Annotated in this window: 9 protein-coding genes; all 9 read left to right on the forward strand. The window is 70.2% G+C overall.

Features of this window, described 5'->3' with window-relative positions; translation table 11 throughout:
- The first annotated feature begins 5 nt into the window (after window positions 1-5).
- The 9 genes from LWJ43_RS15120 to LWJ43_RS15160 all read left to right on the forward strand — a co-directional run bounded on the left by LWJ43_RS15120 (window position 6) and on the right by LWJ43_RS15160 (window position 11,882).
- Window positions 6-2,579: a polysaccharide lyase family 8 super-sandwich domain-containing protein gene (locus tag LWJ43_RS15120; RefSeq protein ID WP_277332779.1), complete on the forward strand. Its 2,574-nt coding sequence runs from the start codon at window positions 6-8 to the stop codon at window positions 2,577-2,579.
- Between the two features lie 49 nt (window positions 2,580-2,628).
- Window positions 2,629-3,558: an aldo/keto reductase gene (locus LWJ43_RS15125; protein ID WP_277332780.1), complete on the forward strand. Its 930-nt coding sequence runs from the start codon at window positions 2,629-2,631 to the stop codon at window positions 3,556-3,558.
- Window positions 3,555-4,256 carry a ribonuclease FAU-1 family protein gene (locus LWJ43_RS15130; RefSeq protein WP_277332781.1) on the forward strand — a complete coding sequence of 234 codons (702 nt, stop codon included), beginning with the start codon at window positions 3,555-3,557 and terminating at the stop codon, window positions 4,254-4,256. Before LWJ43_RS15125 ends, LWJ43_RS15130 begins: the two co-directional genes overlap by 4 nt.
- A 362-nt stretch (window positions 4,257-4,618) precedes the next feature.
- Complete coding sequence (locus tag LWJ43_RS15135; RefSeq protein ID WP_014047394.1) at window positions 4,619-4,927, forward strand: hypothetical protein; 309 nt, start codon at window positions 4,619-4,621, stop codon at window positions 4,925-4,927.
- Window positions 4,928-5,113: 186 nt separating this feature from the next.
- Complete coding sequence (locus tag LWJ43_RS15140; protein WP_277332782.1) at window positions 5,114-5,980, forward strand: hypothetical protein; 867 nt, start codon at window positions 5,114-5,116, stop codon at window positions 5,978-5,980.
- Entirely contained in the window at window positions 5,970-7,301 is a 1,332-nt protein-coding gene (locus LWJ43_RS15145; RefSeq protein ID WP_277332783.1) for a hypothetical protein, read from the forward strand. The genes LWJ43_RS15140 and LWJ43_RS15145 overlap by 11 nt, the downstream gene beginning before the upstream one ends.
- Window positions 7,298-8,848, forward strand: a complete 1,551-nt coding sequence (locus LWJ43_RS15150; protein WP_277332784.1) for an SCO6880 family protein — start codon at window positions 7,298-7,300, stop codon at window positions 8,846-8,848. Before LWJ43_RS15145 ends, LWJ43_RS15150 begins: the two co-directional genes overlap by 4 nt.
- An 18-nt stretch (window positions 8,849-8,866) precedes the next feature.
- Window positions 8,867-10,285, forward strand: a complete 1,419-nt coding sequence (locus LWJ43_RS15155) for an ATP-binding protein (RefSeq protein WP_277332785.1) — start codon at window positions 8,867-8,869, stop codon at window positions 10,283-10,285.
- 1 nt (window position 10,286) lies between these two features.
- Window positions 10,287-11,882: a type IV secretory system conjugative DNA transfer family protein gene (locus LWJ43_RS15160; protein WP_277332786.1), complete on the forward strand. Its 1,596-nt coding sequence runs from the start codon at window positions 10,287-10,289 to the stop codon at window positions 11,880-11,882.
- Window positions 11,883-11,894: the final 12 nt, after the last annotated feature.

Genomic DNA, 11,894 nt, shown 5'->3' on the forward strand with positions numbered 1-11,894 from the left:
TGCTGGTGGAGCTCTCGCGTCGTTCCGCACTGTCCGTGATCCCCGCAGCCACACTGTGGGCGATGTCCCAGGCCCTGAGGGCCGAGGCGGAGCCCCGCCGTGGTCCGACCGGCGCCCCCGCGACCTCGGTACCGGCGGATGCGGCCACCCTCCTCCGCAACACCGTCGCGGTCCTCGCCGGCACCGCCGAGTCCAACGCCCGCCCCGAGGTCGCCCCGAAACTCGCCGCACTGCGGGCGACGGCACGGGCCCGGCTCGCGGCGATGGACCGCGCCGGGGAGGACGAGCTCTTCGAGGGCGTACCGCTCGGCACCAGCGACCCCAACCTCAGCACGTCGTACCAGTACCTCTACGAGATCGCCCTGGCCACCTGCCTCCCCGGCACCGAGGGCCCCGGCGCGTACGCCGACGCGACGGTCCGCCGCCGCGTCGTCGACGGTCTGGCCCGGCTCCACGACGACTGCTTCGGTGACCAGTCCCAGGGCTACTACGGCAACTGGTTCCACTGGGAGATCGGGATACCGGGCTACGCCACCAGGACCCTGGTCCTCCTCCGGGACGACGTCGCCGGGCACCGCCCGGAACTCACCGCGACCTACATCGCCTCCATGGACGCCTACCTGCGCAACGGCAAGGACGGCGACGTCGATCTCGACTCCCGCTTCCACACCGGCGCCAACCTCGCCGACATCACGACGAACCGGATCCTCCAGGGCGCCCTGCTCGGCGACGAGGCCCGCATCACCAAGGCCCTCGCCGATCAGCTGACCGTCTTCGCCACGGTCGACCCCTACCAGCCGCGCCACGGGGTCACCGACGGTTTCTACGCCGATGGTTCCTTCGTGCAGCACGGCTCCGTCGCCTACACCGGCTCCTACGGCAAGGGACTGCTCACCCGGATCGTCCAGACCATCAAGATCCTCGACGGCAGCGGCTACGTCCCCGACGACGGCCTGCCCGGTGTCGTACAGGGCTGGATCACCGCCGGCTTCGCCCCGCTCGTCTTCGAGGGCTGGATGATGGAGATCGTCAAGGGGCGCGCCGTCTCACGGACCGGCACGGGGTACGCGGACGTCACCGCCGTCGTCGAGGCCGTCGTCGACCTCTCCGCACACACGGCGAGCAGCGACGCAGAGGCCCTCCAGGGCTACGTCAAACACGTCCGGCAGACCTCGAAGGCGAGCCTCGACCCCACCGCCTTCGCGTCCCCCGTCAGCATCGCCCGCTACGCCGACATCCTCAGCTCCTCCGTGCCCGCGAGGGATATCGGCCCCGCCGCCTCCCACACCGCGTACAACGCCATGGACCGGACCGTCCACCGCCGGCCCGGCTACGCCTTCGCGCTCGCCCGCAGCTCCGCACGCGTCAGCATGTACGAGTACATGAGCGGCGAGAACCTGATGCCGTGGTTCCAGGGCACCGGCGCCCACTACCTGTACCTGTCCGGCACGGACCAGCGGCAGGCGTTCGGCGTCGACTACTTCACCTCCGTCCCGCCCCACCGGCTCGCGGGCGTCACCGCCCCCGCCGAGACCCGGCACACCGTCCCGGAGCTCTACGGCACCCTCTGGTACGACAACCCCGAGCACGGCTTCACCTCCTCCTCCGAAGCACAGAACACCTACGTCTACTTCCCGCGCGCCACCGAGGAGTTCTCCGGCGGCGCCCGCCTCGGCGCCTACGGGGCCGCGGGCCTCGTGCTGTCCGACGACGCCGCCTACGCCGCCCGGCAGGCGGGCACGCTGCCCGAGGACTTCGTGGCCTACCGCGCGGCGCGTGCCACCAGGTCCTGGTTCATGTTCGACGACGAGATCCTCGTACTCTCCGCGGGCGTGACCGGGTCGGCGGGCCGCGCGGTGACGACGACCGTCGACAGCCGCATCGCCGACCCCTCCTCACCCGTCGCCGTCACCGGCGGCCTCCGCGACGGGTCGCCCTGGCAGCGGACCGGCACCGCCCCGCCGGCCTGGCTGCGCTACTCCGACGCCGGGCAGAGGACCGCGGTCGGATACGTCTTCCTGTCCGGCCCACCGCCGGTCGTCGCACTCGACACGGTCACGCGCAGCAGACGCCTCGTACGCCTCACCAACGCCGACACCCCGGTGACCAAGCAGCTCTTCACCCTCTCCTACGAGCAGACCGCCGGAGCGAGACCGACCTCCATGGCGCACGCCCTCGTCCCGAACGCCTCCGCACGGCAACTGGCGTCCTACTCCCACGGCCCGCTGTCCGTGCTGTCCAACACGGAGCGCCTGCAGGCCGCGACGCACACCCACCTGGCCATCACCGCCGCCAACGCCTTCACCCCCGGTACACACCGGGCGGGGCGCCTCTCCATCGACGGCCCGGCGAGCGTCCTGCTGCGCCGCACCGAGGACGGCTCGTACTCCGTCGCGGTGTCCGACCCCACGACGACACGGCGCACCGTGTCCGTCACCCTCCACGGCCGTCCCCTGCGGAGCGTCTCGGCCGACACCGGGGTCCGCGTGCACCACGTCCCCGGCGGCACCCGCCTCGACGTCACGACCCACCACGCCTACGGCCGCAGCTTCACGGCGACGCTGAAGGGGAGGGCCTGAGACGGCGCATCGGCAACCGCGGCAACCGGACCGGTGGAACAATCCGACGATGCACTCCTCATCGGAAACGATCAGCGCATCGGCATCCGTATCGGCATCCGTATCGGCAGCGGCGTCCGGCACCTGGAAACTGGGTGACCTGACGGTCAACCGCCTCGGCTTCGGCTCGATGCGCCTCCCGCAGAACGGTGAGGCGTTCGCCGACCGGGCACCCAGCGACCGGGACCGTGCCATGGGCGTCCTGCGCCGCGCCGTCGAACTCGGCGTGAACCACATCGACACCGCGGCCTTCTACTTCTCGCCTCTGCGGTCCGCCAACGAACTCATCAACAGCGCGCTCTCCCCCTACCCCGAGGACCTGGTCATCACGACCAAGGTCGGCCCCGGCCGGGACCCCTCCGGCGCATTCGTATGGGCCACGCCGGAGCAGCTGCGCGGCCAGGTCGAGGAGAACCTGCGCCAGCTCGGCCGCGACCACCTGGACGTGGTGAACCTGCGCCTCGCGGGCAGCCAGGCGTCCGCTTCCGTCGCCGACCACTTCGGCGCCCTGGCCGAGCTCCGCGAGGCCGGCCTCATCCGCCACCTCGGCATCTCCAACACCACACCGGAACAGCTCGCCGAGGCCCGGCGCATCGCACCCGTGGTCTGCGTGCAGAACGCCTACGGCATCGACTCCCCCGCCGAGGCCCACGCCTTCCCGCGTGCCTGCGGCGAACAGGGCATCGCCTTCGTACCGTTCTTCGCCATCGCGGGCGCCGGGCGAGAGGGAGGCGCGAGCAGCACCCACGACGAGGCGGTACTCAAGGTCGCACGCGGACACGGGGCGACCCCGGCCCAGGTACGGCTGGCCTGGACACTGCACCAGGGACCGCACGTCCTGGCCATCCCCGGCACCGGCAACCCCGACCATCTCGTCGAGAACGTGGCCGCCGGAGCGCTGCGGCTCACCGACGAGGACCTGGCACTCCTCGCCCGATGACCAGGGCCGTGAACGGGGGCGGGAGCTCGGCTGCGGCGGGCGCGGGCCGGTACGGGGAGAGTGCGGGCTCAGACACGGGGCAGATCCTCCGCTGGAACCTCTTCATCGGTGGGCACCTGAGCTCCTCCGTACCCGTACGCCTGGTCGAACGGACGGACGAGGGCCAGTGGGTGTGGCTGGAGTCCGGCACCCCGATGTGGCGGACGGAACTGCCCCGCCGGACACACCTGCGGGACATCGCACCCGAGACCCGGCCGCCGCACGGCTATCCGGCCAGGGCCGGCCGGTGGCCCCGGGGAAGTGCCCTCATCCACCAGCCGGCCGGAGCCGCTCACGCGGTGTTCTGGTTCTTCGGCCGCGGACAGAAGTTCCGCGGCTGGTACGTGAACCTGGAACACCGGACCCATCACGGCGAGGACATCGACGTGACCGATCACGAGCTGGACGTCCTCGTGGCACCGGACCGCAACTGGCAATGGAAGGACGAGCGGTCGTTCGCCGAGAAGACCGGGCACCCCGCCTACTGGTCCGCGAAGGAGGCGGCGGCCATACGCACCGAAGGACGACGTCTGGCCCGTCTCGCCGAGACCGGAGCGTTCCCGTTCGACGGCTCCTGGTGCGAATTCAAGCCACCACCGCACTGGACGACCCCACCCCGGGGCCCCGCACCCGTACGCACCGTGCTCCGATCCCCGTAGCCACACGCTGCTCCTCGCACAGCACCTGACGGCACCTCGGCCGGAAGCCACCGGCGCGCACACGGCTCTCGAACAGCGCGTACGAATGCCCGACGGCCGGTGAACGCACCCACCGCACCCGGAACCCATGGCCACCGTCGTTGCTAGCGGTCACAGAGCGTGATACACAGAGTAACCATGCATATGCGGGCGGAATCCGAAGTGAGCCGCAGGTCAGGGCGGCTCCTCCGGTCAAACGTGCGAGATCCGGGTAAAGAGACCCGGGAAGGCGTCGTGCGATGCCGGTTTCATCAGCGAAGATAGAGACCGACCCGTGTCGCACGGCATGGGCTGCGAATTACCCAACAGGGGCGGTGACTTACATGATCCTGGCAGCGGAAAAGGGCGACATCACCACCATCATCGGCGGAATCGCCCCGAACTGGGGGCCGTTCGGGACCCTGGGCAACGAGGCGCGCATCATGATCGAGGTGGTGATGGCGGTCGCCATCCTCCTCTGTCTCGGCATCGCGATCTGGGGCGCCGCGAAACAGCGCATCGGCGCGACGGCGCTGCGCGACACCTTCAGCGCGGAACAGGGCAAGGGCCTGATCGTGGCAGGGCTGACCGGCGTCTTCATCATCGGATCGCTGGGCACGCTGTTCACCATCGTGTACGGAATGGCTGTCTGACCCACGGTCGGACCAGCACCCTGCCCCGGCCCCTCCCCGGCCCACCCCCACACCACCCGTCCGTCGTGCCCACCGGCAGAGGTTGCCTCCCCTGATGTCGAGTCACCAGACCGCGTCCACGCGGAAACCAGCAGCGCTACCGTCGTACTGCGCGGAACTGCACACGGCTGAGGGGGCGTACGCGGCATGAGCCAGGGCGACGAACGCGGTTACGGCGGTCACGAGCCGGGAAACCGCAACGACGACGCGTACAGCACCCTCGGCGGGACGCGGCAGACACGCACGCGCCTGCCCGGCGGTGACGAGGGCGAGGGCTACGCCCGCCGGCCCGCCCGGAACTCCCGCTCGCTGATCATGGTGGTGGGTGTGGTCGTGCTGCTGATCGCGGCGATCGCGTTCGCGAACCAGGGCGGGGGCGGCGGCACGGACGGCGGCAAGGAGAAGAAGTCGGACGCGGCGGGCGCGGGCCCGACGGCCGCGACGGGCACGAAGCCGGTCCAGGGCAAGAACGGCACGATCGCGTCGGGCTTCGCACATGACGAGCAGGGGGCGCAGAGCGCGGCTGCGAACTACGCGGTGGCGCTGGTCTCCGCAGAGATTCTCCAGCCTGAGCGTCGCGGCGACATCGTCCGACGAATCTTCGTCGCGGACCGAGTGAACGAGTTGGAGACACGGTTCAACCAGGCATATGACAGAGATTTCCTGGACAAGGTCGGCCTTGACGCCAAGGGCAACGCGGCTCCGGGGATGACCTACGTTTCCAGAACTGCACCTGTCGGAACGAAAACGGCTGCCTATGCAGCGGGCTCAGCGACGGTTGAAGTCTGGTGCACCGGCGTCTTCGGTACCGCCGGTGTCAGCTCGACCAACCCCGTGAGTAACGACTGGTTCACCATGACCCTGGCGCTCCGGTGGGCCGACGGTGACTGGAGAGTCGACAGCTTTTCGCAAAAGGACGGCCCCGCCCCTGTGAACACCGACCGCACAGCCTCCAATGCCGATGAGATCGCCAAGGCTGTCGAGGAGTACGGAGGGTTCACCTATGCCCGCTAGTGCACGCCTAACGCTGAGGACCGGCGCTGTCCTAGCGAGTCTCCAGGCAACCGTCGTCATCCTGGCCGCCCGTGCCGCAGCGGCTCCCTCGCCGACACCTACGCCGTCCAATCAGGACAAGTGTGACCTCATCGTCGGCCCCGCCAAGGATTATTGCGAGGGCGAAGCCGGCTCCGGTGCCCGCAGCACGCCCACCGTCACCGACGACGCCATGGACCCCCTCACCTCGCTCGCCCGCGGCTGCGCCGACGCCGCCGCCTACCTCGTGGGCAAGCTCAGTGAGGCCGTGGAGAGCACCGCGACCGTCGACTTCACCAACTCCACGTTCCGCACCCAGTACGCCGTCGTCTTCGCGGCGTCCACCATCCTCACTCTGGTCCTGTGGCTCTTCGCCGTGGCCAAGCGCGCCATCAGGGGTGTGCCGTTCACGACGGCGATGTCCGAGGCCATCGGCTTCCTCTGGCTCACGGTCCTCGCCTCGGCCTTCACCCCGCTCATCCTGTACGTGGTCGTCTCCGCCACCGACGGCGTCACGGAAGTCATCTCCGCCGCGACAGGCGGACAGAACGATGTCTTCTTCGGGTCCTTCGCCGAGGCGCTCAAGAAGGGCAACGACATCGGCGGCGGACCGATCATGCTGATCGTCGTCTCGCTCGTCTCGATCCTCGCCGCCGGCATCCTGTGGCTGGAGCTCGTGATCCGGGCCGCCCTGCTCTACGTGGGCGCCCTGCTGGGTGTCGTCGTGTACTCCGGGCTCGTCGACAAGAACATGTGGGGCCACGTCCGCCGCTGGGCGGGCATCATGATCGCCGTGATCATGGTGAAGCCCGTCATCGTCATCGTGCTCGGGCTCGCCGGGGCGCTCTCCGCCGACGACGGCCCCAACGCATTCTCGGCCGTCGTGTCCGGCCTCGCCATCATCCTGCTGGCCATCTTCGCCTCCGCCATGATCTACCGCTTCGTCCCCGGTTTCGGTGACGAGATCCAGGGCGCCCGCACCAACCGCAAGCAGGCCACCGACGGCTCCCAGGCCGCCGCGATGATCAGCTCGCCCGCCGCGCTCGTCTCGCAGGGCATCAAGACCCACAGCGGCCGCGGTGGCGGCGGTGAAGGCGGTGGCGGTGGCGGCGCACGGCCCTCCAACCCGGTCAGCGGCGGTGTCGCCGCCCACAGCTCCCGCAACCCGGGCGGAGGGGGCGGCTCCGCCCCGTCGCCCCGCAGTGGTGCCGGACCCACCTCCGGCACCCCCCACGGCACCCGCTCCTCACGAAGCGGTCCAGGCAGCACAGGTAGCACGAACACAGGAGGTGGGGGGCGTTGACGACCCAGTCCCACACGATCGCGCCCCGCCGTACGTATCTCATCGGCCGCGCCCGGCCGAACGCGATCATCGGCAAGAACCGTGAGACGGGCGAGATCGCGCTGATCATCGCCGGGGCGTTCCTCGGCATGATGAGCGGGCTCCTCGTCCCGGTCCTCTCCCTGCGGATCGTGACGCTCATGGGCTTCCCCATGCTGGCCCTGGCCGTCGTGTACGTCCCCTACAAGGGCCGCACCTTCTACAAGTGGTTCGAGATCAACCGCAGCTTCAAGCGCACCCTGCGCCGCGGCACGGCCTACCGTTCTTCCGCCATGGAGGCCGGCGTCAGCACCGCCGGACGCGAGGTGGAGATCGGGCCCCCGCCCGGCATCGGCCGGATCAGCTGGCTCGCCGCACCGTTCGGCCCCGACGAGATCGCCGTACTGCTGCACGCCGACCGGCGTACGGTCACCGCCGCCATCGAGATCGAGGGCCCCGGCGTCGGCCTGCGCGACAGCGAGGACCAGGAAGCCCTGGTCGACCGCTTCGGCACGCTGCTCAAGCACGTGGCCAACGGCGACGGCTTCGTGACGCGCCTCCAGATGCTGGCCCGCACACTGCCCGCCGACCCGGACGCGCACGCCAAGGACGTCGCCCAGCGCGGTGACAGGTCCGCGCCCGGCTGGCTCCAGGACTCCTACGACCAGCTCCAGTCGATGGTCTCCACCTCCAGCGAGCAGCACCGCGCCTACCTCGTCGCCTGCATGCACTACAGCCGCGACCTGGCCGCCGAAGCCAACGCCATGGCCCGGGCCATGCGCCCCCAGGGCGGCCGCAAGGTCGACCGCGACGCAGGCCTCGCCGTCGTCATGGCACGCGAGCTGACCGACATCTGCGCCCGGCTCGCCGAGGCCGACATCCGGGTCCGCCAGCCGCTCGGGCAGAGCCGGCTGGCCTCCCTCGTGCACTCGATGTACGACCCGGACCACCCCATCGACCACATCCAGGCGATGACGAAGCGCAACGCCTGGCCGGCCGAACTCGACGCGGTGGAGCCGACGTTCCTGCAGGCCAAGACCCGTGAGTCGACTACGCGCGCCCCTTGGTGCCACGCCACGGCCTGGGTGAAGGAATGGCCGATGACACCGGTCGGCGTGAACTTCCTCGCGCCCCTCCTCGTCCACACGCCCGACGTGATCCGCACCGTGGCCGTCTGCATGGACCTCGAACCCACCGAGATCGCCATCGAGCGGATGCTGACCGAGAAGACCAACGACGACGCCGAGGCGAGCCGCCAGGCCAAGATGAACCGCACGGTCGACCCCCGCGACATCGCCGCCCACGGGCGGCTCGACCAGCGGGGTGAAGATCTGGCGAGCGGCGCGGCCGGGGTGAATCTGGTGGGGTACATCACCGTGTCGTCCCGGTCCCCCGAGGCTCTCGCCCGCGACAAGCGGACGATCCGGGCCTCCGCCGGCAAGTCGTATCTGAAGCTGGAGTGGTGCGACCGGGAGCACCACCGCGCCTTTGTGAACACCTTGCCGTTCGCCACCGGCATCCGTCGCTAACGAGAGGGCAGTCACGCCATGCGAGATCCGCTGTCCGCGTTGTCGGATGCCTTCACCGCCTTCCTCTTCGGGAACGTGGAGACGACCCGGCTTCCGGTGCGTACGTCGACGGGCCAGGCCCAGGCCGTCTACCTGCCGACCGCCGCGCCCGGCCTCGGCGACTCCGGCGTGATCATCGGGCGTGAGGTGTATTCGGGCAAGGGCTACATCTACGACCCCTTCCAGCTGTACGGGCAACAGCTCCCCGCCCCCCACTGGCTGGTCCTCGGCGAGTCCGGCAACGGCAAGTCGGCGCTGGAGAAGACCTATGTGCTCCGCCAGCTCCGCTTCCGCGACCGCCAGGTGGTCGTCCTGGACGCCCAGGGTGAGGACGGCGTCGGCGAGTGGAACCTCATCGCCGAGGAACTGGGCATCACACCCATCCGGCTCGACCCGACGGCCGCGCTGAACGACGGGATCCGGCTCAACCCCCTCGACCCTTCGATCACCACGACCGGGCAGCTGGCCCTGCTCCGTACGATCATCGAGGTCGCCATGGGTCATGGCCTCGACGAGCGCTCCGGCTTCGCACTCAAGGTCGCCCACGCGTACGTCAGCGACACCATCACCCAGCGCCAGCCGGTCCTGATGGACATCGTGGAACAACTGCGCCACCCGAAGCCCGAGTCGGCCGAGGCGATGAACGTCGACATAGACGACGTACGGGCCTGGGGCCTGGACGTCGCCCTCGTCCTGGACCGCCTCGTCGACGGTGACCTGCGCGGTATGTTCGACGGGCCGACCACGATCGGCATCGACCTCGACGCACCGCTGATCGTCTTCGACCTCTCACACATCGACCGGAACTCCATCGCGATGCCGATCCTCATGGCGATCGTCGGCGTCTGGCTGGAGCACACCTGGATCAGGCCCGACCGGAAGAAGCGCATCTTCCTGGTCGAGGAGGCCTGGCACATCATCAACTCACCCTTCGTCGCCCAGCTCTTCCAGCGCCTGCTGAAGTTCGGACGCCGTCTCGGCCTCTCCTTCGTCGCGGTCGTCCACCACCTCAGCGACGTCGTCGACGGCGCGGCGGCGAAGGAAGCGGCGGCCATCCTGAAGATGGCCTCCACCCGGACGATCTACGCGCAGAAAGCGGACGAGGCCAGAGCGACGGGCAAGGTGATCGGCCTGCCCAGATGGGCGGTCGAGATCATCCCGACGCTGACCCCGGGCATCGCCGTATGGGACGTCAACGGCAACGTACAGGTCGTCAAACACCTGATCACCGAGGCCGAACGCCCCCTGGTCTTCACCGACCGCGCGATGACCGAGGGATCCGCCGTGGACCTGCTCCCCGACGACGTGCGGGCCGCGGAGCTGGAGGCGGAGCAGCGGGCGGCGCGCATCGAGCACCAGCAACGGCTGAACGAGTCGTCCGAGTCAACGGTGGCATGACATGGCACGCCAGGCACCAGCCGGTTCGGGACGCGGCGGAGAGGGCCAGGGAGGAATCCCCGACGGGCTGCTGATCGGGCTCCTCGCCTTCCTGGCCGGACTGACCGTCCTGGCCTGGACGGCGACGGGTCTGGCGGGGCTGTTCACCCACGGGGGCTGGCCGGACGCCGTCACGTTCACGCGGACACCACTGGCGCTCCGTGCCCTTGTGGTCGAGCCGACGGATCTGCCGGGCGCCTGGCCGGACACCCCTCCGGGCGACCTCTCCGGATACGGACTGTTCTGGGGTCTGTTCATCGGCGAAGTGATGGTGCTGCTGGTCCTGACGGTGTTCGCGATGGGCGTGGTGACGCGCTGGAGGCTCGTCCGTGAACAGCGGAACGCGGCCAGGACGTCCTACGGCCCCGTTCCCCCACCGCAGGAGGCGGCCCAGGACCCCAGGCGGGACGCGCCGCCCGCCGAAGCGGCCAGGACGCCCGCTCCCGCCCCGGCCGAAGCGGCCCCCGCGCCGGTGCCGGCACCGACTCCCTCTGCGACCTCCGTGGAGACTGCCCCGGTGCCCGCGTCCATCGCGCCCCACGCGCGGCAGAGCGCAGAGACCGCTCCCGTGGAAGCTCTCGGGACGTACGCGCGGGAGACCGCCCCGCTGGTCCCCACGCCCCGCACCCCCCACGTCCTCTACGGGGCGTCCGCCACCCGGCGTCCGGTCGCCGTCCAGGCCATCCGTGACGCCGACGGCCCCGCTCTCGTCGTGACCTCGGACCCGACCGTCTGGGCCGGCACGAAGGACGCCCGCAGCAAGCTCGGACCCGTCCTCGTCTACGATCCCGGCCACCTCTGCGACACCCCGGCACGCCTCCACTGGGCGCCCACGGCAGGCTGCGAAGACCCCGCCACCGCGGCCTCGAGGGCCGCCGCTCTCCTCACCCCGGTGCGCCCCCTGGCCCGTGTCGACGCGGCTGTCGCGGACACCGCCGAGACCCTGCTCCGGTGCTGGCTGCACGCCGCCGCCGTGGACGGCCGGCCCTTCCGCCAGGTCCACCGCTGGGCCTCCGGCGCCGGGGGCCACGAACCGGTGCGGCTGCTCCGTACTCACCCCAAGGCCGCCTCAGGGCTCGCGGGACTCCTGGAGTCCGCACTCACCGCGTACCCCGAACGCCGGGAGGTGGCGCAGGAACTGATCGTGCGTGCCTTCACGGCCCTTTCCTCGGTCCACGTCCGTGAAGCGTGCACACCCAACCGAGCGGATGCGCTCGTACTGGATTCTTTTGCACGCGAAGGGGGAACGCTCTATGTGGTCGGTGAACCCATCGAGGATCCCCGCCACCACCCCGGTGCGATGCCCCTGCTCACCGCACTCGCCTCGCACGTGGTCGAGCACGGCCGCCGCATGGCCGCACGGTCAACCGACGGTCGGCTCGACCCACCAATGACGCTCGTCCTCGACGACGTCGCGGCCGTGGCTCCGCTTCCCCAGCTTCCGGAGCTGCTGTCGGCCGGTGAGGGCCAGGGAATGACCACCCTGGTCCTGCTCCGCTCCGAGGAACAGGCCCGGGCCCGCTGGCGGGAGCGGCTGCCGGCACCCGGACCACACTGACCGATCCTGTTC

Source organism: Streptomyces sp. JH34 (assembly GCF_029428875.1).
Lineage (GTDB): Bacteria > Actinomycetota > Actinomycetes > Streptomycetales > Streptomycetaceae > Streptomyces.

Excerpts from the sequence above, each read along its gene's own strand:
- LWJ43_RS15140 (WP_277332782.1), top strand. The coding sequence starts at position 5,114 with ATGAGCCAGGGCGACGAACGCGGTTACGGCGGTCACGAGCCGGGAAAC.
- LWJ43_RS15125 (WP_277332780.1), top strand. The coding sequence starts at position 2,629 with ATGCACTCCTCATCGGAAACGATCAGCGCATCGGCATCCGTATCGGCA.
- LWJ43_RS15160 (WP_277332786.1), top strand. The coding sequence starts at position 10,287 with ATGGCACGCCAGGCACCAGCCGGTTCGGGACGCGGCGGAGAGGGCCAG.
- LWJ43_RS15130 (WP_277332781.1), top strand. The coding sequence starts at position 3,555 with ATGACCAGGGCCGTGAACGGGGGCGGGAGCTCGGCTGCGGCGGGCGCG.
- LWJ43_RS15155 (WP_277332785.1), top strand. The coding sequence starts at position 8,867 with ATGCGAGATCCGCTGTCCGCGTTGTCGGATGCCTTCACCGCCTTCCTC.
- LWJ43_RS15145 (WP_277332783.1), top strand. The coding sequence starts at position 5,970 with ATGCCCGCTAGTGCACGCCTAACGCTGAGGACCGGCGCTGTCCTAGCG.
- LWJ43_RS15135 (WP_014047394.1), top strand. The coding sequence starts at position 4,619 with ATGATCCTGGCAGCGGAAAAGGGCGACATCACCACCATCATCGGCGGA.